The 22,364-nt window shown below is 70.2% G+C and carries 20 protein-coding genes; all 20 read right to left on the bottom strand.

Annotation, left to right across the window (positions count from 1 at the left end; translation table 11 throughout):
• Nucleotides 1-13: 13 nt before the first annotated feature.
• Nucleotides 14-1,180, bottom strand: coding sequence for an acyl-CoA dehydrogenase family protein (locus tag HNQ70_RS06425; RefSeq protein ID WP_183965400.1), 1,167 nt, complete (start codon nucleotides 1,178-1,180; stop codon nucleotides 14-16).
• 99 nt (nucleotides 1,181-1,279) lie between these two features.
• On the bottom strand, nucleotides 1,280-2,494 hold the full coding sequence (locus HNQ70_RS06420) for an O-succinylhomoserine sulfhydrylase (protein ID WP_183965398.1): 1,215 nt from the start codon (nucleotides 2,492-2,494) through the stop codon (nucleotides 1,280-1,282).
• Between the two features lie 84 nt (nucleotides 2,495-2,578).
• Nucleotides 2,579-4,111, bottom strand: a complete 1,533-nt coding sequence (purF, locus tag HNQ70_RS06415) for an amidophosphoribosyltransferase (RefSeq protein ID WP_183965396.1) — start codon at nucleotides 4,109-4,111, stop codon at nucleotides 2,579-2,581.
• Nucleotides 4,112-4,125: 14 nt separating this feature from the next.
• The gene (locus HNQ70_RS06410; RefSeq protein WP_281381486.1) at nucleotides 4,126-4,623 is read right to left on the bottom strand and encodes a CvpA family protein; all 498 of its coding nucleotides are present in this window, start codon (nucleotides 4,621-4,623) and stop codon (nucleotides 4,126-4,128) included.
• A 6-nt stretch (nucleotides 4,624-4,629) separates the two neighbouring features.
• Nucleotides 4,630-5,445, bottom strand: coding sequence for an SPOR domain-containing protein (locus HNQ70_RS06405; RefSeq protein WP_183965392.1), 816 nt, complete (start codon nucleotides 5,443-5,445; stop codon nucleotides 4,630-4,632).
• A 79-nt stretch (nucleotides 5,446-5,524) separates the two neighbouring features.
• Entirely contained in the window at nucleotides 5,525-6,853 is a 1,329-nt protein-coding gene (gene folC / locus HNQ70_RS06400; protein WP_343060666.1) for a bifunctional tetrahydrofolate synthase/dihydrofolate synthase, read from the bottom strand.
• The gene (gene accD / locus HNQ70_RS06395; RefSeq protein ID WP_183965390.1) at nucleotides 6,850-7,719 is read right to left on the bottom strand and encodes an acetyl-CoA carboxylase, carboxyltransferase subunit beta; all 870 of its coding nucleotides are present in this window, start codon (nucleotides 7,717-7,719) and stop codon (nucleotides 6,850-6,852) included. The genes folC and accD overlap by 4 nt, the downstream gene beginning before the upstream one ends.
• A 13-nt stretch (nucleotides 7,720-7,732) precedes the next feature.
• The gene (gene trpA / locus HNQ70_RS06390; RefSeq protein ID WP_183965388.1) at nucleotides 7,733-8,560 is read right to left on the bottom strand and encodes a tryptophan synthase subunit alpha; all 828 of its coding nucleotides are present in this window, start codon (nucleotides 8,558-8,560) and stop codon (nucleotides 7,733-7,735) included.
• Nucleotides 8,560-9,759, bottom strand: a complete 1,200-nt coding sequence (gene trpB, locus HNQ70_RS06385) for a tryptophan synthase subunit beta (protein ID WP_183965386.1) — start codon at nucleotides 9,757-9,759, stop codon at nucleotides 8,560-8,562. The genes trpA and trpB overlap by 1 nt, the downstream gene beginning before the upstream one ends.
• Nucleotides 9,756-10,421, bottom strand: coding sequence for a phosphoribosylanthranilate isomerase (locus tag HNQ70_RS06380; RefSeq protein ID WP_183965384.1), 666 nt, complete (start codon nucleotides 10,419-10,421; stop codon nucleotides 9,756-9,758). The genes trpB and HNQ70_RS06380 overlap by 4 nt, the downstream gene beginning before the upstream one ends.
• Before the next feature lie 4 nt (nucleotides 10,422-10,425).
• Nucleotides 10,426-11,229: a tRNA pseudouridine(38-40) synthase TruA gene (truA, locus tag HNQ70_RS06375; protein WP_343060670.1), complete on the bottom strand. Its 804-nt coding sequence runs from the start codon at nucleotides 11,227-11,229 to the stop codon at nucleotides 10,426-10,428.
• A gap of 148 nt (nucleotides 11,230-11,377) precedes the next feature.
• Nucleotides 11,378-14,452, bottom strand: a complete 3,075-nt coding sequence (locus HNQ70_RS06370) for a motility hub landmark protein FimV (RefSeq protein WP_183965380.1) — start codon at nucleotides 14,450-14,452, stop codon at nucleotides 11,378-11,380.
• A 185-nt stretch (nucleotides 14,453-14,637) separates the two neighbouring features.
• On the bottom strand, nucleotides 14,638-15,744 hold the full coding sequence (asd, locus tag HNQ70_RS06365) for an aspartate-semialdehyde dehydrogenase (RefSeq protein WP_183965540.1): 1,107 nt from the start codon (nucleotides 15,742-15,744) through the stop codon (nucleotides 14,638-14,640).
• A gap of 15 nt (nucleotides 15,745-15,759) precedes the next feature.
• Nucleotides 15,760-16,824 carry a 3-isopropylmalate dehydrogenase gene (leuB, locus tag HNQ70_RS06360; RefSeq protein WP_183965378.1) on the bottom strand — a complete coding sequence of 355 codons (1,065 nt, stop codon included), beginning with the start codon at nucleotides 16,822-16,824 and terminating at the stop codon, nucleotides 15,760-15,762.
• A 68-nt stretch (nucleotides 16,825-16,892) separates the two neighbouring features.
• The gene (gene leuD / locus HNQ70_RS06355; protein WP_183965376.1) at nucleotides 16,893-17,546 is read right to left on the bottom strand and encodes a 3-isopropylmalate dehydratase small subunit; all 654 of its coding nucleotides are present in this window, start codon (nucleotides 17,544-17,546) and stop codon (nucleotides 16,893-16,895) included.
• Nucleotides 17,547-17,565: 19 nt separating this feature from the next.
• On the bottom strand, nucleotides 17,566-17,697 hold the full coding sequence (locus tag HNQ70_RS06350) for an entericidin A/B family lipoprotein (RefSeq protein ID WP_183965374.1): 132 nt from the start codon (nucleotides 17,695-17,697) through the stop codon (nucleotides 17,566-17,568).
• Between the two features lie 13 nt (nucleotides 17,698-17,710).
• Nucleotides 17,711-19,135, bottom strand: coding sequence for a 3-isopropylmalate dehydratase large subunit (leuC, locus tag HNQ70_RS06345; RefSeq protein ID WP_183965372.1), 1,425 nt, complete (start codon nucleotides 19,133-19,135; stop codon nucleotides 17,711-17,713).
• Between the two features lie 97 nt (nucleotides 19,136-19,232).
• Complete coding sequence (locus HNQ70_RS06340; RefSeq protein ID WP_183965370.1) at nucleotides 19,233-20,075, bottom strand: M48 family metallopeptidase; 843 nt, start codon at nucleotides 20,073-20,075, stop codon at nucleotides 19,233-19,235.
• On the bottom strand, nucleotides 20,075-21,217 hold the full coding sequence (locus HNQ70_RS06335) for an MFS transporter (RefSeq protein ID WP_281381498.1): 1,143 nt from the start codon (nucleotides 21,215-21,217) through the stop codon (nucleotides 20,075-20,077). Before HNQ70_RS06335 ends, HNQ70_RS06340 begins: the two co-directional genes overlap by 1 nt.
• Before the next feature lie 41 nt (nucleotides 21,218-21,258).
• Nucleotides 21,259-22,359 carry a chorismate synthase gene (aroC, locus tag HNQ70_RS06330; protein WP_183965366.1) on the bottom strand — a complete coding sequence of 367 codons (1,101 nt, stop codon included), beginning with the start codon at nucleotides 22,357-22,359 and terminating at the stop codon, nucleotides 21,259-21,261.
• Nucleotides 22,360-22,364 lie beyond the last annotated feature (5 nt).

Below are 22,364 nucleotides of genomic sequence, written 5' to 3'. Positions count from 1 at the left end.
GGCGGCCGTGAACTCAGTACGACTTCGGCAGCCCCAGCACCTTCTCGGCCACGAAGCTGAGCACCAGCTCGCGGCTCACCGGGGCGATGCGCGGGATCAGGCTTTCGCGCAGGTAGCGCTCCACGTGGTACTCGCGGGCGTAGCCCATGCCGCCGTGAGTCATCACCGCGGTCTCGCAGGCGCGATAGCCCGCCTCGGCGGCCAGGTACTTGGCGGTGTTGGCCTCGGCGCCGCACTGCTCGCCGCGGTCGTGCATCCACGCGGCCTTCATCACCATCAGCCAGGCGGCCTCCAGCTCCATCCAGCAGCGCGCCAGCGGGTGCTGGATCGCCTGGTTCTTGCCGATCGGTCGCTCGAACACGATGCGTTCGTTGGCGTAGGTCGCCGCGCGCTTGAGCGCCGCGCGGCCCAGGCCCACGGCCTCGGCGGCGATCAGGATGCGCTCCGGGTTCATCCCGTGCAGGATGTACTCGAAGCCCTTGCCCTCCTCGCCGATGCGGTCGGCCGCGGGCACCACCAGGTTGTCGATGAACACCTGGTTGGAGTCCACCGCCTTGCGGCCCATTTTGGCGATTTCGCGCACCTCCACGTGCTTGCGGTCCAGGTCCGTGTAGAAGAGGCTCAGGCCCTCGGTGGGCTTGCGCACCTCCTCCACCGGCGTGGTGCGCGCCAGCAGCAGCACCTTCTCGGCCACCTGCGCGGTGGAGATCCACACCTTCTGGCCGTTGACCACGTAGTGGTCGCCCTTGCGGGCGGCGAAGGTCTTGAGCTTCAGCGTGTTCAGACCGGTGTTCGGCTCGGTCACCGCGAAGCAGGCGCGCTCGCGCCCCTGGATCAGCGGCGGCAGCCAGCGCTCGCGCTGCTCGTCGTTGCCGTGCATCACCACCGGATGCAGGCCGAAGATGTTCATGTGCACCGCGGAGGCGCCCGAAAGCCCCGCGCCGGAGGCCGACACCGTGTGCATCACCAGCGCTGCCTCGGTGATTCCCAACCCCGAGCCGCCGAAACGTTCGGGCATCGCCACGCCCAGCCAGCCGGCGTCGGCCATCGCGCGGTGGAAATCCGCGGGGAAGCCGCCTTCGGTGTCCTTGCGCAGCCAGTAGTCGGCGTCGAAGGGCTTGCACAGCTGCTCCACCGCTTCAATGATGGCCTGCTGGTCGGCGCTGAGCGCGAAATCCATTCCTGTCTCCTCCGTGGGCTGGGTGGCCGGAGGTCCGCATGCCCCCGACTTCTTCATCCTAACCGGCCAGGCCGGGGCGGCGCCCCGGCCCGCGTTCCATCAGGCGGCGAGCCCGCGCCCGAGGTCCGCGCAGATGTCGGCCGGGTTCTCGAGGCCCACCGCCAGACGCAGCAGGCCTTCGCCCACGCCCGCGGCGCGGCGCGCCTCCGGGCCGATGCGGTGGTGGGTAGTGCTAGCCGGATGCGTGATCGTGCTCTTCACGTCGCCCAGGTTGCCGGTGATCGACAGCACGCGGCAGCCGTCGATCACGCGCCAGGCGGCCGCGCGCGCGCTGGCGTCGTCCGCGCCCTTCAGCTCGAAGGCGACGATGGCGCCGCCCGCGCTCTGCTGTCTCCTGGCCAGCGCATGCTGCGGATGCGACTCCAGCCCCGGGTAGAACACGCGCGCAACGCCCGGCTGCGCCTCCAGCCAGCGCGCCACTTCAAGCGCATTGGCGCACTGCTTCTCCATGCGCACCGACAGCGTCTCCAGGCCCTTGAGGAGCACCCAGGCGTTGAATGCGGACAGCGTTGGGCCGGCGGTGCGCAGCACCGGCAGCACGCATTCGTCGATGAATTTCTGGCTGCCCAGCACCGCGCCGCCCAGCACGCGGCCCTGGCCGTCGATGTACTTGGTGGCCGAGTGGACGACCACGTCGGCGCCCTGCGACAGCGGCTGCTGCAGCGCAGGCGTCGAGAAGCAGTTGTCCACCACCAGCAGGATGCCGTGGCGCCTGGCCACGGCGGAGATCGCATCCAGGTCCGCGATCTCGGTCAGCGGATTGGAGGGCGTCTCCAGGTAGAACATCTTCGTTTCGGGCCGCACCGCCGCCTCCCACGCCGCCGCGTCGGTCAGCGGCACGTAGGTGGTCTGTACGCCGTAGCGCCCGAACATGTTGAAGAGCTGCGCCGTGGCGCCGAACACGCCGGCCGAGGACACGATGTGTTCGCCGCCCTTCACCACGCCCATCACCACCGCGAGGATCGCGGACATCCCCGACGCGGTTGCCAGGCAGGCCTGCGCGCCCTCGAGCGAGGCGAGCCGGTCCTGGAAGGTGCGCACCGTGGGATTGGAGAAGCGCGAGTAGACGAAGCCCTCCTCGTCACCGCTGAAGCGCGCAGCCGCCTGCGCGGCGCTCGTGAAGACGAAGCTGGAGGTGAGGAAGAGCGGCTCGGCGTGCTCGCCGAACTGGGTGCGCTCGATGCCTGCGCGCACCGCGCGCGTCTCGAAGCCGAGATCGGCGAGCGGGTCGTGGGGAAGGTCGTGTTCGTTCATGGGGTCTCGCGTTCGCGCCGGCCCGGCCGCGCCGCGTCCCGGGGGCGCGGCACGCCGCCCGGGGCATCCGGGCCGCGCTGCCGCTCAGTCGGCAGCGGTCGAAAACTGCAGGTTCATCTGGTTGCGCACCGGCTCGTCCTCGCCCTGCTGGGGCTTGGGCGCCTCGTTGCGCGCGTTCTCGATCCGATCCAGGTACTCCGGCGTGACGTCGCCGGTGACGTAGATGCCATTGAAGCAGGAGGCCTCGAAGCGGGTGAGCGCCGGGTTCACGTCGGTGACCGAGCGCATCATCGCGTCGATGTCCTGGTAGACCAGCGCGTCCGCGCCGATCGACAGCCGGATCTCGTCGTCGCTGCGGCCGCTGGCGATCAGCTCGCGCCGCGTGGGCATGTCGATGCCGTACACGTTCGGGAAGCGTACCGGCGGCGAGGCCGAGGCGAAGTAGACCTTGTTGGCGCCGGAGTCGCGCGCCATCTGCACGATCTCGTGCGAGGTGGTGCCGCGCACGATGGAATCGTCAACGAGCAGCACGTTCTTGCCCTTGAACTCGACGCTCATCGCGTTAAGCTTCTGGCGCACCGACTTCTTGCGTACGGCCTGCCCCGGCATGATGAAGGTCCGGCCCACGTAGCGATTCTTCAGGAAGCCCTCGCGATACTGGAGGTTCAGCTTCATGGCGAGCTGCATCGCGGAGGGGCGCGAGGTGTCGGGGATGGGCATGACCACGTCGATATCGCCCAGCCGCAGCTCTCGCGCGATCTTCTCGGCGAGGTATTCGCCCATGCGCAGGCGCGCGTCGTAGACCGAGGCACCGTCGATCAGCGCATCCGGCCGCGCGAAGTACACGTACTCGAAGATGCAGGGGTTCAGCGACGCGCCGGGCGCGCACTGGCGCGAGTGGAAGTTGCCGTCGAGGTCGATGAACACCGCCTCGCCCGGCGCCACGTCGCGCACCAGCCGGAAGCCCAGGCCTTCGAGCACCACCGACTCCGAGGACACCAGATGCTCGACGCCGTCGTCGGTCTCGTTGACGCCGTAGCACAGCGGCCGGATGCCGTACGGGTCGCGGAAGGCCAGCAGGCCATAGCCGGCGATCTCGGCGACGCAGGCATAGGCGCCACGCGCCCGGCGATGCACGGCGGCCACCGCGCGGAAAATTGCGTCCGGATCCAGGCTCACGCCAACCGCGGCTTCCTGCAGCTCGTGGGCCAGCACGTTGAGCAGGACCTCCGAGTCGGAGTCGGTGTTGATGTGGCGAAGGTCGCGCGAGAACAGCTCCTCGCCGAGCTGGCGCGAGTTGGTCAGGTTGCCGTTGTGCGCGAAGGTGATCCCGAAGGGCGCGTTCACGTAGAAGGGTTGCGCCTCCTCGGAATTGGCCGCCGACCCCGCGGTGGGATAGCGCACGTGGCCGATGCCGCTATGGCCGGGCAGCGAGCGCATGTTCCGCGTGCGGAACACGTCGCGCACCAGGCCGTTGGCCTTGTGCATGTAGAAAGATTTGCCCATCGCGGTGGCGATGCCAGCCGCGTCCTGCCCGCGGTGCTGCAGCAGCAGCAGCCCGTCATAGAGCAGCTGGTTGACCGGACCGCGGGAGACGACTCCCAGGATTCCACACATCGGAGCTCTCGCTTTCAGGTTTGGCGAAAATCGCCGCCGCGTTGCGGCAGGTGCGGTTCGACCCAGTCGACCAGCGCCTCGAGCAGCGGGCGCGAAAGCGCGTCCCGCCATGCCGAAGTCTGGTCCAATTCGAGCGAACGTGCAGCAATCGCGGCGATGAGGATGAGCAGGAGCGCGCGCGCGGCGCCAAGTGCGCCGCCCAGCCCGCGATCGGCCCCGCCCAGGCCGATCTTTCCGAGCAGGCTGGCGGTCAGCCCGCCAAGCAGTTTGACCGCCACCAGGATGGCGACGAACAGCAGCACGATCACGACCCAGGGCTGCGCTTCCATCCGGGTAGCCTCGATGACCGGCGGCGACAGCATCGGCGCCCCGATCACCGCGGCAATCCACGCGGCCAGTCCGAATACCGTGCGCACCAGCCCGCGCCAGATGCCCAGGACGATCGACAGCAGGAACACGATCAGGACGAACCAGTCCCAGGCGGTGAGGGAAGACAGTGATAGCCCGGTCATCGGGCGTCAGGGCGCGATCAGCGCAGACTCCACGCCCGCGGCCTTCAGAGCGGTCCGCGCCTTGTCGGCAGCGTCGCGGCTGGCAAACGGCCCGACGCGCACCCGGATCCGCGGGCCCTGGCTGGTGCTGATTTTTTCCGTGTATGCCTTGAGCCCCGCCTTGCTCACGCGCGCCTGCTGCTCGGCCGCGCTCTTCTCGCTGGCGAAGGCGCCCGCCTGCAGCACGAAGCCGGTGCGGTTGTCGGCGGGACGCAACTCGGGCCGCGCTTCCAGCTTCGGCTCCTGTGCCGGCACGGACAGCGAAGGCGGAGCACCGGCGGCTGCGGCTGCGACGGCGGACTTCGTCGCCCCGGCGTCCAGCCCGGCGGGCGGCGTCTTGGCAGGGGCTTTGGAGGGGGCAGGAGACGCGCCAGTGCGCGAGGCGCCGGTCGCGCCGGCAGCGGCGCTGGAGGTTGCGCCCGCGGAGGCTGCGCCCGAGGAAGCAGCGCCCGCGGAAGCAGCACCAGCCGCCGGGCTCGCGCCGGCCGCAGCGTCAACGCCGGCCTCCGCCTCGGGATCCGGCATCGGCTCGCCCGCTGCATCCTCGTCCTGGCCGCGCGCCGTGGCGCCCTGCCCGGCGCGCGCTGCGCCGCCGATCACGCCCTGCACTGCCCCGTCCTCGGCGTCGCGCAGCGGGGTGTCCCGCGACGGAATGCGCACCTGGACATCTTCGCGCGCATGGCGCGGCTCGGAGTCGAGGATGATGGGAAGCAGGATCGCGGCCAGCAGGCAGACGGCCGCCGCACCGACGAGGCGGCGACGGGCTCGCTTCTTCTGGGGCAACGCGGGGTCGAGGGCGCCGTTCTTCCCGGCGGACGAGTTGCGCGTGGCCATATGGGAGTGGGTGCGGGAGCCTGTTGGATCAGCCGCGGCTGCGGCGCGAGTCGAGCACGTCAGCCACGGTCAGGAAGGAACCGAAGACCACGATTCTATCATCCTGACCCGCCCGTTCCCGGGCCGAGGCCAGCGCATCGCGGGGCGTCGGGTACGTCTCCACGAGACGATCTCCGGCCGCGCTCACGCCGGCAGCCGCAAGCCGCTGCACAAGCGTTTCCGCGCTCGCGGCGCGCTCGCCTGGCAGGTCGACGAGCAGCCAGTTCTGGATCCGGCTCTTCAGGTGCCCGACCATCGCCTCGATGTCCTTGTCGGCCATCGCACCGAACACGCCCCAGGTGGTGCGCGACGGGCCCATGCCGTCGAGGTTGTTGGCAAGATGCGCCGCGGCGTGCGGGTTGTGCGCGACGTCCAGCACCACCGGCGGGCGCCCGGGCAGTACCTGGAAGCGCCCCGGCAGCTCCACCGTGGCGAAGCCCTGGCGCACCGCCTGCTGCGACACCGGCAGCCGCTCGCGCAGGGCTTCGAGCGCGGCCAGCACGCCGGATGCGTTCAGCAGCTGGTTGGCGCCGCGCAGCGCCGGGTAGGCAAGGCTGCTGCGGCGCTGTCCGCGCCCGCCGTAGGACCACTGCTGGCGGTCGCCGGAGTAGTTGAAGTCACGTCCGAACAGCCAGAGGTCGGCGTCGATTTCCCGGGCGTATTCGACCAGCGAGGTCGGCGGAACCGGGTCGCTGCAGATCGCCGGGCGGCCGGTGCGGAACACGTGCGCCTTTTCCCAGCCGATCTTCTCGCGGGTGTCACCGAGGAAATCGGTGTGGTCGATGTCGATGCAGGTGACGATCGCGCAGTCCGCGTCGACGACGTTGACTGCGTCGAGCCGGCCGCCCAGGCCCACCTCGAGGATGGCCACGTCCGGCGCGGCCTGCGCGAACAGCCGCAGGATGGCCAGCGTGGTGAACTCGAAATAGGTGAGCGCGGTGTCGCCGCGCGCATGCTCCACCGCCTCGAAGTGCGGCAGCAACTGCGCGTCGGTCGCCGGCGCGCCGTCCAGCCGGGCCCGCTCGTTGAAGTGGACCAGGTGCGGCGAGGTGTAGAGCGCCACCCGGTAGCCTGCGTGCAGCAGGATGGCCTCGAGCATCGCGCAGGTGGAGCCCTTGCCGTTGGTGCCGGCTACCGTGATGACGGTGCACGGCAGGCGCAGTTCCAGGCGATCGGCCACCGCGCGCACGCGCTCCAGGCCGAGCTCGATGTTGCGCGGATGAAGCCTCTCGATCCAGGCGAGCCAGTCGGCCAGCGTCACGGGCGGCGAGGTGGGCAGCGTGACAGCCGGCGAGGCGGACAGCGGCGGCTGGCTCACGCGACTGCGTCGCTGGGCTGGCGCAGCAGCAGCGCGAGCAGGCGCGCGATCTCTTCGCGAAGCTGCCGGCGGTCGACGATCATGTCGATCGCGCCCTTCTCGAGCAGGAACTCGGCGCGCTGGAAACCCTCGGGGAGCTTCTCGCGCACGGTCTGCTCGATGACGCGCGGACCGGCGAAGCCGATCAGCGCCTTGGGCTCGGCGATGACCACGTCGCCCAGGAAGCAGAAGCTGGCGGACACGCCGCCCATCGTGGGATCGGTCAGCACCGAGATGTACGGCAGTTTCTTCTCGGACAGGCGCGTGAGCATCGCGGTGGTCTTGGCCATCTGCATCAGCGACAGCACGCCCTCCTGCATCCGCGCGCCGCCCGAGGCGGCCAAGGTCACGAAGGGAACCTTCTGCTCGATCGCGGCCTGCACGCCGCGCGCGAAGCGCTCGCCGACCACCGAACCCATCGAGCCGCCCATGAACTCGAACTCGAAGGCCGCCACCACCACCGGGATGGTGCGGATGGCGCCGCCCATCACGATCAGCGCATCGGTCTCCTCGGTGTCCTCGAGCGCCTCCTGCAGGCGGTCGGAGTACTTGCGGCTGTCCTTGAACTTGAGCGCGTCGACCGGCAGCACCTCCTGGCCGATCTCGTACCTGCCCTCGGCGTCGAGCAGCGTGTCGATGCGCTTGCGGGCGCGCAGGCGAAGATGGTGGCCGCACTTCGGACAGACGTGCAGGTTGCTCTCGAGGTCGGCGCCGTACAGCACCTCGTCGCAGGACGGGCACTTCACCCACAGCCCTTCGGGCACCCTCCTGCCGCCCGCGTTCGAGCGCTTGATGCGCGGGGGCAGCAGCTTGTCGAGCCAGGTCATGAGGAATCCTAGGTCAGATGGTCGCGGCGACCGCGGCGGGTTTGAGTTCGTCCAGGGCGGCGCGCACTTCGGCGATGAAGGCGGCTGCGCGGGCCGGCGCGCCCGCGGGCTCGCCGTCCTCCAGGAGCTGGATCATGCGCGACCCGATGATCACTGCGTCGGCGTGGGTGGCGATCGCCTTGGCGGTAGCCGCGTCGCGGATGCCGAAGCCCACCCCGACCGGCAGCGTGGTGCTGCGCTTGATGCGGTCGACGCGCTGCGCGACCTCGACGGTGTCGACGTTGCCTGCCCCGGTGATTCCCTTGAGCGACACGTAGTAGACGTAGCCCGACGCCAGCCGCGCGACCTGCTCGATGCGATCGTCGCCCGAGGTGGGCGCCAGCAGGAACACCATGTCGATGCCGCGGGCGCGAGCGGCCGCAGTGAAGTCCTCGGACTCTTCGGGCGGATAGTCGACCACGATGAGTCCGTCGACCCCTGCGCTGAGCGCCTCGTCGAGAAAGAGGCTCACGCCCATGCGTTCGATCGGGTTGGCGTAGCCCATCAGCACCACCGGCGTCACGTCGTCGGTGTGGCGGAACTCGCGCACCATCGCCAGCACGTCGCGCAGGCCGATGCCGCGCGCCAGCGCCGCCTCGTTGGCGCGCTGGATGACGGGGCCGTCGGCCATCGGGTCGGAGAACGGCACGCCGAGCTCGATCGCATCCGCGCCCGAGGCCACCATCGCATGCATCAGCGGCACGGTGATCTCGCGGCCCGGATGGCCGGCGGTGACGTAGGGAATGAGGGCCTTGCGGTGCGCGGCGGCGAGCCGCGCGAAGGAAGCAGCGATGCGCGACATCAGAAGTCCAGCCCTGCGCGCTGCGCGACGGTGTGCATGTCCTTGTCGCCGCGGCCGGAGAGGTTCACCAGCACGATGCGGTCCTTGGCCAGCGTCGGCGCCAGCTTCGCGGCATAGGCGATCGCATGGCTGGATTCGAGCGCGGGGATGATGCCTTCGATGCGGCAGCAGTCGTGGAAGGCCTTGAGCGCCTCCGAGTCGTCGACGGCCACGTACTCGGCCCGGCCGATGTCCTTGAGCCAGGCGTGCTCAGGTCCGACGCCGGGATAGTCGAGGCCGGCCGATACGGAATGGGTGTCCGCCACCTGCCCGTTCTCGTCCTGCAGCAGGTAGGTGCGGTTGCCGTGCAGCACGCCCGGCGTTCCCTTGAGCAGCGAGGCGGAGTGGCGGCCGGTATCCAGGCCGTCGCCCGCGGCTTCGACGCCGATCAGCCTGACGCCGGCGACGTCGATGTAGGGGTGGAAGATGCCGATCGCATTGGAGCCTCCGCCGACGCAGGCGACGATGCAATCCGGCTGGCGCCCGGTCATTTCGGGCATCTGCAGCTTGCACTCCTCGCCGATCACCGACTGGAAGTCGCGCACCATCATCGGGTAGGGGTGCGGGCCCGCCACGGTGCCGATGATGTAGAAGGTGTCCTCGACGTTGGTGACCCAGTCGCGCATCGCCTCGTTGAGCGCGTCCTTCAGCGTCTTCGAACCCGACTCAACCGGCACCACCTCGGCGCCCAGCAGGCGCATCCGGTAGACGTTCTGCGCCTGGCGGGCGACGTCCTCGGAGCCCATGTAGACCACGCACTTCATTCCGTAGCGCGCCGCCACGGTGGCGGTGGCCACGCCGTGCTGGCCGGCGCCGGTCTCGGCGATCACCCGCGGCTTGCCCATGCGGCGCGCGAGCAGCGCCTGGCCGATGGTGTTGTTGATCTTGTGCGCGCCGGTGTGGTTGAGGTCTTCGCGCTTGAAGTAGATCTGCGCGCCGCCGAGCATCTCCGACCAGCGCCTGGCGTGGTAGATGGGGCTGGGGCGGCCGACGAAGTGGGCGAGTTCGTCGTTGAACTCGGCGATGAACTCGGGGTCCGTGCGGTAGTGCGCGTAGGCCTGCCTGAGCTCTTCGAGCGCATGCACCAGGGTCTCGGAGACGAAGATGCCGCCGTAGGGACCGAAATGCCCGCGGGCATCCGGAAGGTCGTAGGGCTTCATGGGTGGATTGCGTTCCTCGCGATGAGCAGGCTGGCGTCGGCGGCCACGACGGCCGCCACGAACTGCTCCATCAATGCCTTGTCCTTGGTTCTCGGGTCGGTCCCCTGGATGCCGCTGGAGACGTCCACCCAGGCGGGCCGGACGCTGGTGATCGCCTCGCCGACGGACTCCGGACCCAGGCCACCCGACAGGATCAGCGGCCGATCGAAGCCGGGCGGGATCCAGGACCAGTCGAAACGCTTTCCGGTACCGCCGTAGGCCTCGCTGTATGCGTCGAGCAGCAGCGCTTCGGCCGCCCCGAAACGATCCGCCGATTCTAGCAAATCGCCGGGTCCGCGCATGCGCACGGCCCGCCAGTACGGCAGGTGCCCGGCGCAGGCACGCGCGCAGTCCTCCGGGGTCTCGTCGCCGTGGAACTGCAGCACGTCGAGGCCCACCTGCGCGGCCGTCGCCGAAACCTTGTCGGGGGCCTCGTTGACGAACAGCCCGACCGCGCCCACCCAGGACGGCAGCCGGCGGCGCAGCGCGCGCGCCGCCTCGGGATCGACGTGGCGCGGGCTGCGCGCGTAGAAGACGAAGCCGACGGCGTCCGCGCCCAGCGCGACCGCCGCGTCTACGTCCTCGGGCCTGACCAGGCCGCAGAACTTGATCCGGGTTCTCATCGTTTCAGGCCTTGGCCAGCGGCGGGCTTGTCGGTGGCCACGACCCGATGTCGTAGCGCGCCGGGTACTCGACGCCAGCGAGATAGAGCCCGTCGGGGGCGAAGGTCGGGGCCGCGAGCCGCCGGTCGCGGGCGGCCAGCAGCTCGCCAGTCCAGTCCGCCGGCCGTCGCCCGACGCCGATCCAGACCAGCGCACCGACGAGGTTGCGCACCATGTGGTGCAGGAAAGCGTTCGCCTCGAGCTCGAAGACCACCAGCGGGCCGGACTCGCGGATCTCCAGGCGGTCGAGCCGGCGCACCGGGGAGCGGGCCTGGCACTGCGAGGAGCGGAACGCGGAAAAATCGTGCTCGCCGACCAGCGCCGCGGCGGCCTCGCGCATGCGGTCGACATCCAGCGGCCGGAAGGACCAGCCCGCGCGCCCGGCGTACAGCGGGTGGCGCGTCGGGCTGCGGTAGAGCAGGTAGCTGTAGGCGCGCCGGAGGGCGCCGTAGCGCGCATGGAAGCCCTCGTCCACTTCACGCACCTCCTGCGCGGCCACCTGCGCCGGCAGCAGCGCGTTGACTCCGCGCACCCAGGCCGATGTCGAGCGGTTCACGCGGGTCTCGAAGTGCACCACCTGCCCCAGCGCATGCACGCCGGCATCGGTGCGGCCGGCGCACACGGTGGCGATCCGCTCGCCGGCGATCGAGGACAGCGCGCGCTCGAGCAGGTCCTGGATGGCTGCGCCCGAGGGTTGGGTCTGCCAGCCGGGGAAAGAGGCGCCGTCGTAGGCTACGCGCAGCGCGAAGCGCTGGCCGGCGGGCGCGATGGCGGCCGGCGCCGGGGCTGGCGCGACGGACGACGTCGGAGACTGCGTCGCAGACCCGGCCCGCACAGCGCTCACCCGGGACATCGGCCGGCCCCAAAGAAAACGGGGAAGCTGCGCTTCCCCGCGAGACTGCGGCGCGCCGCGGCGCTCAGACGATCCGGGCGAGCATCGAGCGCGCCTTCTTCTGCTGGTCGCCGTCGCCGCCCTTGACCACTTCATCCAGGAGCTCGCGCGCGCCTTCCTTGTCGCCGATCTCCTCGTAGGCGGATGCCAGGTCGAGCTTGGTGGCCATCTCCTGCCAGCGCTCGCCGTCCGCGCCAGCCGGCACGGCCGGAGCGGGCTCGAGGTCGAGACCGATCGCGGACAGATCGATCTCGGGCATCGCGCCGTCGGCCAGGGCCGCGGACCGGGGCACTGCCGTGCGCGAGAGGCTCTCGAGCGACGGCAGGTCGATGTCCAGGTCGTCCTCCAGGCCCAGCACCGCATCCTGCTCGGTATCGGCTGTGGCAGCACGCTCGGCGCCGGACTTCTCGGAAAGGTCGAGGTCCAGCGACGGCAGGTCGAACCGCCCTCCCACCGCCTTCTCAAGCTCGGAGGCCGCCGGCTGCGACGACGGTGCACCGGACAGGCCGTTGTCGATCTTGCCGATGGTGGAATCGAGATCGAAGTCGAAGTCGAGGGCCGGGATCTCCGACTCGGCGCCGGCACGCGCCTCGGCAGCGACCTTCGGCTCGTCTTCGGTCAGCGGCCGGGTGTCGATGAACTTGCGGGGCGCTGCGTCGAGCACGCTGAAGTCGACCGCATCGAAGTCCGACCCGGCAGCGGCCGGGGCAACGCGATCGTCGGCGGAAGCATGCGGCGCCGAAGCGGACGCAGCGTCAGCCGCGCCGAGCGCCGCAGCAGCCGCGGCGATGGTGCCGCCAGCCGGGGCCATGGAGGGACGCTCGCCGACGAAGTCCTGGGCGGCCGCGGCGGTGCGGGCCGCGCCGCCGCCGGCGGGCCGGCCGGTGTACAGCGGGTTGTCCGGATCGAGGGCCAGCCCCATCGTGACGATCTTGGGCCACTCTTCGTTCAGGCCGCCGGTCTGCTCGTACATCTCGCCGGCCAGCGCGCCGTAGGCCTGCGCATCCTTGCGCCCGGCCAGGATGTCGAGCAGCTTGGCGCGAATGGCCTGGCGCTCGGGCTGCTTCTTGAGCGCCTCGCGCAGGATTTCCTCGGCCTGGGCCTCGCGGCCGTAGGCGATGTAGACCTCGGCTTCCGCGATCGGATCGACCTCGGTGGCATGAACGTCGACGCCGCTGTCGCGGGTGCTCGCTTGGAAGACGCTGCTGCTGGTCGTGTCGACGCTCTGGCCGCCGGTGGAGCCGAACAGCGAGTTGGTCGCGAAGCCGTCCGCGGCGATCAGGCTGTCCTCGAACTTCTCCACCTTGCGCCGGCGGCGCATCGAATACCAGCCGTAGCCCGCGCCGAGCGCGAGGATGGCGGCCAACCCGGGCAGCATCAGCGGGTTGGACATGACATCGTCCATCAGGCTGGGTTGCGCGGCGACCTTGGCCGGTGCGGGCGTGGCGGCCGGCACCGCCGCCGGGGCCTCGCCGGCCGACTGGACCGGCGCGGCCGACTGACTGTTGCCGGCTTGCTGCGCCTCTTGCGCCGCTCCAGCGGAGGGCGCAGCTGCCTGGGAATCGCCGGCGGTCGCGGCATCCGCAGCAGGCGCCGCAGTGCTCGAATCTGCCGCCTGCGAACCAGCCGCAGCACTCGAGCCCTGGGCCTGGGCGGATGCAGCCGAGCCCGAGCCCGCCGCCTGCGCGGAACCCGGCGAGGCGGAAGAGTCGACCGCAGACGCCGCAGCGCCCGACGCCGCGGGAGCAGCAGCGACGGAGCCTGCGGCCGCTTGCGGGGCGATCGCGCCTGCGGCTGTCTGGCCGGCCGCGCCAGCGGCTTCGACCTGCTTCTGCAGTTCGGCCAGCTGGCGGTTCTTCAGTTCGAGCAGCTGCTGCAGGTTGGCGACGTTCTTCTCGAGATCGGAGACGCGCGACTGGGCCTCGCGGACCGCGGCGTCGCGCGCCACGCCCTGCTCGGCGGCACGCGATGCGGCCGTGCCGGTCGCGCCGGCGCCCGTGGCCTCGGCGCCGGGCGTGCTGCGCGAGAGCCGCAGCTGGTCGCCAGCCTCGGCTGCGCCGCGCTCCTGGACGGTGGCGCCGATGCGGCCTTCAGCAGACTGGCCCGCCGACGCTGCGGCAACCGTGCGTGCGCGCTCGGCGAGCCTGGTGCGGTAGGCGTTGAAATCGCGGGTGTGGGCGCGGACCTGCTCGCGGGCGCCGCCTGCATCGACCGACGCCATTGCCTGCTCATCGGGGATGGCGAGGGTGGCGCCGGAACGCAGCTGATGCACGCCGCCGAAGAAGGCGCCGGGGTTGGCCTGGTAGATGGCGATCAGCGCCTGGTCCAGCGACACGCTGGCCGGCTTCACGCGGGAGGCGATCGCCGCAAGGGTCTCGCCGCCACGCACTTCGACCGAGCTGCCGCCGGCCTGGGACGACGCCTCGCGGGCCTTAGCCTGGCGAGCCGAATCCTGGCGGGCGGCGGCTTCGGCGGCCGCAGCTTCGCGGGCCGCGGCCCGGCGAGCGCGAGCCGCAGCGGCCGGCGTTTCCGCCGCAGCAGAGGACTGGGCGGGAGCAGCAGCAGCCGACGGCGCCGCAGCTGCAGCCGCCACCTCCCTGGGCTGCACGCTGGCGGCCACCGCAGGCGGCACCACCTCGTTGCGCACCACCGCGCCACCCTCGACCACCTCGCGCGCTGCGGTGCGCAGCTCGGGCGGATCGAGGAGGAAGGTGTATTCGCGGACGAAGCGGCCGCTGGCCCAGTTCAGCTCGACCAGCAGATCGACGAAGGGCTCGTTGATCGGCTGGGCGGAGGTGATCCGCACCACGCTGCTGCCATTCGCACGCCGGTCGATGGCGAAGCGCAGGTTGGAGAGCGCGGGGTTGAACTGCAGGCCCGCCTGCCGGAAGGCGTCGGCCGGTGCCAGCCGCGCGTTCAGCGAGGCCGCCTCGGCGGGCGTCAGCGCGGAGATCTCGACCTCGGCCCTGAGGGGCTGACCAAGCGCGGATTGAACGGTAAGCCTGCCCAGACCAGCAGCCCAAGACGAGCTCGCAACCCCGGTCGCCAGGGCAAGGGCGACAGCAGCAGCGATGCGCTTGGGAGAGGGCCTGGACGGCATGGATACGTCGGTAGTTTTTCCGCCAGCCACGCTTTTCCCCGAGGTGCCACTAGAGTGAATTGAGCCTAACATCAGCTATTTACAGGTGCAAGCTCACACGATTCCATAGCTTTACCGCCGAAATCCGCTTCACTCCCAGCGCAACGCGACGGGCGGCACGCGCCGCCCGCCTGAAGGTCGATTGCTCAGGAAAGGAGGATGCGCAGCATCCGGCGCAGCGGTTCTGCGGCGCCCCACAGCAACTGGTCGCCAACGGTGAAGGCGCTCAGGTATTGCGGACCCATCGACAGCTTGCGCACACGTCCGACTGGAACGTGCAGCGTGCCGGTCACTGCCGTGGGCGTCAGGTCGCGGATGCTGGCCTCGCGGGTGTTCGGCACCAGCCGCACCCATTCGTTGGCGGTGCTGATCATCGCCTCGACCTCGGCCAGCGGCACGTCCTTGTTCAGCTTGATCGTCAGCGCCTGGCTGTGGCTGCGCATCGCGCCGATGCGCACGCAGATGCTCTCGACCGGAACGTGTCCCTCGCCGGAGGCCGGCAGGCCGAGGATCTTGTTGCACTCGGCGTCGCCCTTCCACTCCTCGCGGCTGGTGCCGTTGCCGAGGTCCTTGTCGATCCAGGGGATCAGGCTGCCCGCCAGCGGCACGCCGAAGTGCTCGGTGGGAAAGGACGAGCCGCGCATGGCCGCGGCCAGGCGACGGTCGATCTCGAGGATCGGCGAGGCCGGATCGGCCAGCAGGTCGGCGACCGAGGCGTGAGCCGCCCCCATCTGGCCGAGCAGCTCGCGCATGTTCTGGGCGCCGGCGCCCGAGGCGGCCTGGTAGGTCATCGCGCTGATCCACTCGATCAGCCCTTCGCGGAACAGGCCGTTGAGCGCAAGCATCATCAGGCTGACGGTGCAGTTGCCGCCGATGAAGTCCTTGGCGTGGCCCGCCAGGGCGCGCTCGATGACGTGCTTGTTCAGCGGGTCGAGGATGATGACCGCGTCGTCCTTCATCCGCAGCGTGGAAGCGGCGTCGATCCAGTAGCCCTTCCAGCCGGCCGCCCGCAGTTGCGGATGGACCTCGGTGGTGTAGTCGCCGCCCTGGCAGGTGATGATGGTGTCCATCTTCGCGAGCTCGGACACCGACATCGCGTCCAGCAGCCGGCCGCCGCCCAGCGGCGCGTCGCCGCCCACGTTGGACGTGGTGAAGAACACCGGCTCGATCAGCGCGAAGTCGTTCTCTTCGCGCATCCGCTGCATCAGCACGGAACCGACCATTCCGCGCCATCCGACCATTCCAACTTTCATCATGACGATCTCTCCTTAGAGGGCCGCGATCACCGCGTCGCCCATCTCGCGGGTGCCCACCGTGCGCTTGCCCGGCTCGGCGATGTCCGCGGTGCGCAGGCCCTGCGCGAGCACCTTGCGCACTGCGGCCTCGATGCGCTGCGCCGTGGCCTCCTGGTTCAGCGAGTAGCGCAGCAGCATCGCCGCCGACAGGATGGTGGCCAGCGGGTTGGCGACCCCCTTGCCGGCGATGTCCGGCGCCGAGCCGTGGATGGGCTCGTACAGCCCGTAGTTCTTCGCGTTCAGCGACGCCGACGGCAGCATCCCGATCGAGCCGGTGAGCATCGAGGCCTCGTCCGACAGGATGTCGCCGAACATGTTGCCGGTGACCATCACGTCGAACTGCTTGGGGTTGCGGATCAGCTGCATCGCCGCGTTGTCGACGTACATGTGCGACAGCTCGATGTCAGCGTACTCCCGGTGCACGTCGGTGACCACGTCGCGCCAGAACTGGGTGGTCTCCAGCACGTTGGCCTTGTCCACCGAGCAGACCCGCTTCGCGCGCTTGCGCGCCGCCTGGAAGGCCGCATGCGCGATCCGGCGGATCTCGCTCTCGGTGTAGCGCATGGTGTCGAAGCCCTCGCGCTCGCCCGCCTCGTTGATGCGCACGCCGCGCGGCTGGCCGAAGTAGATGTCGCTGGTCAGCTCGCGCAGGATGAGCAGGTCGAGCCCGGCGACCACCTCATGCTTGAGCGTCGACGCATGCGCGAGCTCAGGGTAGACAACCGCCGGGCGCAGGTTGGCGAACAGGTCGAAGTGCTTGCGCAGCCGCAGCAGGCCCTGCTCCGGGCGCTGCGGACGCGGCAGCGTGTCGTACTGCGGGCCGCCCACCGAACCGAACAGGATTGCATCGGCCTGCTCGGCGACCTTCAGCGTTGCCTCGGGCAGGGGGTCGCCGCTGGCCTCGTAGCCGGCGCCGCCGACCGGGGCCTGCTCCATCTCGATGCGCAGCCCGTCCGTGGACAGCGCCTTGAGCACGCGCACCGCCTGCTCGGTGATCTCGGGGCCGATGCCGTCGCCGGGCAGCACTGCAATCTTCATCTTCTGTTCCTGAACGGGATTCTTGGGGGGATTCGGGCGGGTTCCGGGAGAAGCCGCCGCCACGCGGGTCAGCCCGCGAGCACCCGGGTGAGCCAGGGCTGCTCGGCGATCCGGCGATTCTCGAACTCGTGGATCTTGTCGGCATGACGCAGCGTCAGGCCGATCTCGTCCAGACCGTTGACCAGGCAGTACTTGCGGAAGTCGTCGATCTCGAAGCGATACGCGATCGAGCCGTCGGCGCTGGCGACCGTCTGCGCGGGCAGGTCGACGACCAGCTCGAAACCGGGGAAGGCGGCGACCTCATGGAAGAGCCGGTCGACCTCGGACTCCGCCAGCACCACCGGCAGCAGGCCGATCTTGTAGCAGTTGTTGTAGAAAATGTCGGCGAACGACGGAGCGATCACCACCCGGAAGCCATAGTCCTGCAACGCCCAGGGCGCATGCTCGCGCGACGAACCGCAGCCGAAGTTCTTGCGCGCCAGCAGCACCGACGCGCCCTTGAACCTGGGCTGGTTGAGGATGAAATCGGGATTCAGCGGCCGGCGGGTGTTGTCCATCCCGGGCTCGCCGTGATCCAGGTAGCGCCATTCGTCGAACAGGTTCGGACCGAAGCCCGTGCGCTTGATCGACTTCAGGAACTGCTTCGGGATGATCGCGTCGGTGTCGACGTTGGCCCTGTCGAGCGGCGCGACCAGCCCGCGGTGAACCGTCAAGCTATCCATGTTCTTCGATTCCGTAGCGTTACTTCTTGGCGGCGCCCTGGATGGTTTCGCCAGCGCGCTCGATGTCCTTGCCGGCGCCCGCGACGGTGTTGCACGCGGAGAGCGACATGCCGAATGCGGCGGCCGCGAGGATCAGAACGATCTTCTTCATGTTGCCCACTCCTTCAGTTCAGACGCCGCACGTCGACGAAATGACCTGCGATGGCCGCGGCGGCCGCCATTGCGGGACTGACCAGATGGGTGCGCCCGCCATTGCCCTGGCGCCCCTCGAAATTGCGATTGGACGTGGACGCGCAGCGCTCGCCCGGCTCGAGCTTGTCGGCGTTCATCGCCAGGCACATCGAGCAGCCCGGCTCGCGCCATTCGAAGCCCGCGTCGCGGAAGATGCGGTCGAGCCCCTCGGCCTCGGCCTGCGCCTTCACCTGGCCGGAACCCGGCACCACCAGCACCAGCTTCACGCCGTCGGCCTTGCGGCGGCCGCGGGCGACCGCGGCGGCGGCGCGCAGATCTTCGATGCGCGAATTGGTGCAGGAGCCGATGAAGACCTTGTCGATGGCGATCTGCTCCATCGGGGTGTTCGGCTTCAGGCCCATGTACTGCAGCGCCCGCTCCATGCCCTCGCGGCGGGTCGCGTCCTTTTCCCTGTCGGGATCGGGGACGCGCTCGTCGATGGCCACGACCATCTCCGGGGAGGTGCCCCAGGTGACGTGCGGGCGGATCTGCGCGGCGTCCAGACGCACCGTGGCGTCGTAGCTGGCGCCCTCGTCGGAACGCAGCGTGCGCCAGTGGGCGACCGCGCGATCCCAGTCCTCGCCGGTGGGCGCCATCGGGCGGCCCTTCAGGTAGGCGATGGTGGTTTCGTCGACCGCGACCATGCCGGCGCGCGCGCCGGCCTCGATGGCCATGTTGCAGATGGTCATCCGGCCTTCCATCGACAGCGCACGGATGGCGGAGCCGCCGAACTCGATCGCAAAGCCGGTGCCGCCGGCGGTGCCGATGCGGCCGATGATGGCCAGCACGATGTCCTTGGCGGTGACGCCGCGCGGCAGCGCGCCGTCGACCTGGACCAGCATGCTCTTCATCTTCCTGGCCATCAGGCACTGGGTGGCGAGCACGTGCTCGACTTCCGAGGTGCCGATGCCGAAGGCCAGGCAGCCGAAGGCGCCGTGGGTGCTGGTATGGGAGTCGCCGCAGACCACCGTCATTCCCGGCAGCGTGGCGCCCTGCTCCGGCCCGATCACGTGGACGATGCCCTGGCGGCGGTCCATGAAGGGGAAGTAGGTGGAGATGCCGAACTCGCGGATGTTGCGGTCGAGCGTGACCACCTGCTCACGCGAGGTGAGGTCTTCGATGCCCTCGATGCCACGTTCCCAGCCGGTGGTGGGCGTGTTGTGGTCGGCCGTGGCCACCACCGACGAGGTGCGCCAGGGCTTGCGGCCCGCGATGCGCAGTCCCTCGAAGGCCTGCGGACTGGTCACTTCGTGGACCAGGTGGCGATCGATGTAGATCAGGCTGGTGCCGTCTTCCTCTCGGTGGACGAGGTGGGCATCCCAGAGCTTGTCGTAGAGCGTGCGTGCGGCGAGCTGCATGTGGCTTTGGCGGGGGCCGGGGCCCCGGCGGATCGATTGACCGGAACCGTCGATTATGCCACGCACCCCCGGCCAGCGCCGCCGCGGCGGGCCCTCGTCAGCGCCGCGACTTCGCCTGCTGGTACAGAGGCGCCACCCGCGCCGCGTACACCTCGAGGTCGCGGATCCGGGTGTCGGCGGCCGGGTGCGTGCTCAGCCATTGCGGACCGCCGCTGCCGCCCGCCCGGGCCATCTTCTGCCAGAGGGTGACGGCCGCGCGGGGATCGTAGCCGGAGCGCGCTGCCAGCTCGACACCGATCCGGTCGGCCTCGCTCTCGTGCAGCCGGCTGTTGGGCAGGCCCAGCGTGACCTGGTAGGCCAGCTTGGCCATGTCGACCGAGCCGCCCGGCGCTCCGAGCACCATGGCCCCGCCCTGGATCAGCAGCCCCGCGGTCACCTGCTCGGAGGCGCGCTCGCGGGCATGCTCGCGCAGCGCGTGCGCGATCTCATGGCCCATCACCGCGGCGATCTCGTCGTCGTTGAGCGCCAGCTTGTCGATCAGTCCGCTGTAGACCGCGATCTTGCCGCCCGGCATGCACCAGGCGTTGATCGAGTCGGAGCGGATCACGTTCACCTCCCAGGCCCAGGCCGGCGCATCCGGCCGGAATGCGCCGGTCGCCGGGATCAGCCGCGCGGCGATCGCCTTGACCCGCGACGTCATCCCCGGATCGGCATTCAGGGTGCCGTTCTGGCGCTCCTTGGTGATCTGCTCGCGGTAGGCCTGCACCGCCCCCTGGCGCAGCTCGGCCTCGGAGACCAGCGCCGACATCCGCTGCTGCCGTTCCACGCCGACCACGCCAGCGCCCGTGGTCTGGACCGATTGGCAGGCGGAAAGCCCGAGGGACAGGCCCAGCGCCAGCCCGGCCGCCTTCACCCACCCGAATCGCATCGCATCGAACATCACGGCATCCTCCTTCGATCGTCAGAGCTCCGAGCGTAGTCGAAGCGCTGGCACAGTGCCACCGCCCCCCAGCCCAGGGCAGCAGCGATCGCGGCCCCGTAGAAAGCCGCCGCGGGCCCCGCATGCTCCCAGAGCCGGCTGGCGACGATGCCGCCCGCGGCGCCGCCCAGGCCGTAGCCCAGCGTGATGTACATCGCCTGCGCCCGGCCTTGCTCGGCCGGGCCGAACCAGCGGTGCAGCAGCGCCATCACCGCGCTGTGATGCACCCCGAAGGTGATCGCATGCAGCAGCTGGCCGACGACGACCACGGCAAGCGCGCCGCCGCCCCAGCCGATCAGCGCGAAGCGCAGCGCCGCTGCGGCGAAGCTCGCCGCCAGCAGCGGCAGCGCGCCGAAGCGATCGAACAGGCGCTTCTGCACGCGGAACACCACGATCTCCGCCAGCACGCCGATGGTCCAGGCCAGCCCGATGAAGGTCTTCGAATACCCGAAGCCGTGCAGGTGCAGCGAGTAGAAGGCGTACAGCGCGGCGTGCGCGAGCATCATCAGGAAGCAGGATGCGAAGAAGGCGGCGAGCGCCGGCTCGCGCAGCCGGCCCCAGACCGGCACGCCGGCCACCGGCCGCGGCGGCGCCACCTCGGGCAGCCGCCAGGCCACCGCCAGCACCGCCGCGGCCATGAGCGCAAGCAGCAGCGGCAGGCCGGATGTGCCGAGCCAGTCGAGCAGCGGGCCCATCAGCACCACCCCGCCGGTGAAGCCGACCGAGCCCCAGAGCCGCACCCGGCCGTAGCGTCCGGAGTCGCCCGCCGCCACCGAGATCGCCATCGACTCGCTCAGCGGCGACTGCGCGGAGGTGGCGAACTGCAGCAGGGCGATCAGCACCAGCAGCGCTGCGAAATGGCTGCCGGCCAGCCAGATGCCCACCGCCAGGACGATTGCCGCCGCGGAACTGACGCGCAGCAGCGGGCCGCGCTGGCCGCTGCGGTCGGCCAGCGCGCCCCAGAACGGCGGGCCGATGATGCGCATGACCGGCGGCAGCGCCACCAGGATGCCGATCTGCGAGATGCTCAGCCCCACCGCCGCGAAGTAGAGCGCGAGATAGGGCGAGATTGCGCCGATCATCGCGAAGTACGCGAAGAACAGCGCCTTGACGCCGGTCTCCGGCGCGAACCGGCCGGCAGCGCTCAGGAACTCGAGCCGGGGATGGCCGGCGTGGACACGTGGACGCCGGCGTTCTGCGCCCGGTGCCGCAGCGCGTGGTCGATCAGCACCAGCGCCAGCATCGCCTCGGCGATCGGCGCCGCGCGGATGCCCACGCAGGGGTCGTGCCTGCCGAAAGTCTCGACCATCGCGGGCTCGCCGCCCACGTCGATCGAGCGGCGCGGCGTGCGGATGCTGGAGGTGGGCTTGATGGCGAGCGAGACGGTGATCGGCTGGCCGGTGGAGATGCCACCCAGCACGCCGCCCGCGTTGTTGCCGACGAAGCCCTGCAGCGTGAGCTCGTCGCCGTGCTCGCTGCCGCGCTGAACGATCGACCCGAACCCCGCGCCGATCTCCACGCCCTTGACCGCATTGATGCCCATCATCGCGTAGGCGATGTCGGCGTCGAGCTTGTCGTAGATCGGCTCGCCGAGTCCCACCGGGACGTGCTCGGCCACCACATTCACCCGTGCCCCGCAGGAATCGCCCGCGCGGCGCAGCTCGTCCATGTAGGCCTCGAGCTGCGGGATCACCGCGGCGTCCGGGGCGAAGAAGGGATTGCGGGCGACCTCGTCCCAGCTGGTGAAGGGAATGGCGATCTCGCCGACCTGGGCCATGTAGCCGCGGATCACCGTGCCGAACTGGCCGTGCAACCACTTGCGCGCGATGGCCCCCGCCGCCACCGCGGGCGCGGTGAGCCGCGCCGACGAGCGGCCGCCGCCGCGATGGTCGCGGATGCCGTACTTGTGCCAGTAGGTGTAGTCGGCGTGACCGGGGCGGAAGCTGCGCGCGATGTTGCCGTAGTCCTTGCTGCGCGCATCCTGATTGCGGATCAGCAGCGAGATCGGCGTGCCCGTGGTGCGCCCCTCGAACACCCCGGACAGGATCTCCACCCGGTCGGGCTCCTGGCGCTGGGTGACGTGGCGCGAGGTTCCCGGCCGGCGCCGGTCCAGGTCCTGCTGGATGTCGTCCTCGGAGAGTTCGAGGCCCGGCGGGCAGCCGTCGACCACGCAGCCGATGGCCGGGCCGTGCGACTCGCCAAAGGTGGTGACGGTGAAAAGGTGACCTAGGGTATTGCCGGACATGAGGC

This window comes from Quisquiliibacterium transsilvanicum (assembly GCF_014202215.1).
Lineage (GTDB): Bacteria > Pseudomonadota > Gammaproteobacteria > Burkholderiales > Burkholderiaceae_E > Quisquiliibacterium > Quisquiliibacterium transsilvanicum.
This window is presented reverse-complemented; position numbering and strand designations above follow the sequence as displayed.

What these genes read in the sequence shown, in the direction of transcription:
- HNQ70_RS06425 (WP_183965400.1), bottom strand. Translation starts at nt 1,180, where the DNA reads ATGGATTTCGCGCTCAGCGCCGACCAGCAGGCCATCATTGAAGCGGTG.
- HNQ70_RS06420 (WP_183965398.1), bottom strand. Translation starts at nt 2,494, where the DNA reads ATGAACGAACACGACCTTCCCCACGACCCGCTCGCCGATCTCGGCTTC.
- purF (WP_183965396.1), bottom strand. Translation starts at nt 4,111, where the DNA reads ATGTGTGGAATCCTGGGAGTCGTCTCCCGCGGTCCGGTCAACCAGCTG.
- HNQ70_RS06410 (WP_281381486.1), bottom strand. Translation starts at nt 4,623, where the DNA reads ATGACCGGGCTATCACTGTCTTCCCTCACCGCCTGGGACTGGTTCGTC.
- accD (WP_183965390.1), bottom strand. Translation starts at nt 7,719, where the DNA reads ATGACCTGGCTCGACAAGCTGCTGCCCCCGCGCATCAAGCGCTCGAAC.
- trpA (WP_183965388.1), bottom strand. Translation starts at nt 8,560, where the DNA reads ATGTCGCGCATCGCTGCTTCCTTCGCGCGGCTCGCCGCCGCGCACCGC.
- trpB (WP_183965386.1), bottom strand. Translation starts at nt 9,759, where the DNA reads ATGAAGCCCTACGACCTTCCGGATGCCCGCGGGCATTTCGGTCCCTAC.
- HNQ70_RS06380 (WP_183965384.1), bottom strand. Translation starts at nt 10,421, where the DNA reads ATGAGAACCCGGATCAAGTTCTGCGGCCTGGTCAGGCCCGAGGACGTA.
- HNQ70_RS06370 (WP_183965380.1), bottom strand. Translation starts at nt 14,452, where the DNA reads ATGCCGTCCAGGCCCTCTCCCAAGCGCATCGCTGCTGCTGTCGCCCTT.
- asd (WP_183965540.1), bottom strand. Translation starts at nt 15,744, where the DNA reads ATGAAAGTTGGAATGGTCGGATGGCGCGGAATGGTCGGTTCCGTGCTG.
- leuB (WP_183965378.1), bottom strand. Translation starts at nt 16,824, where the DNA reads ATGAAGATTGCAGTGCTGCCCGGCGACGGCATCGGCCCCGAGATCACC.
- leuD (WP_183965376.1), bottom strand. Translation starts at nt 17,546, where the DNA reads ATGGATAGCTTGACGGTTCACCGCGGGCTGGTCGCGCCGCTCGACAGG.
- HNQ70_RS06350 (WP_183965374.1), bottom strand. Translation starts at nt 17,697, where the DNA reads ATGAAGAAGATCGTTCTGATCCTCGCGGCCGCCGCATTCGGCATGTCG.
- leuC (WP_183965372.1), bottom strand. Translation starts at nt 19,135, where the DNA reads ATGCAGCTCGCCGCACGCACGCTCTACGACAAGCTCTGGGATGCCCAC.
- HNQ70_RS06340 (WP_183965370.1), bottom strand. Translation starts at nt 20,075, where the DNA reads ATGTTCGATGCGATGCGATTCGGGTGGGTGAAGGCGGCCGGGCTGGCG.
- aroC (WP_183965366.1), bottom strand. Translation starts at nt 22,359, where the DNA reads ATGTCCGGCAATACCCTAGGTCACCTTTTCACCGTCACCACCTTTGGC.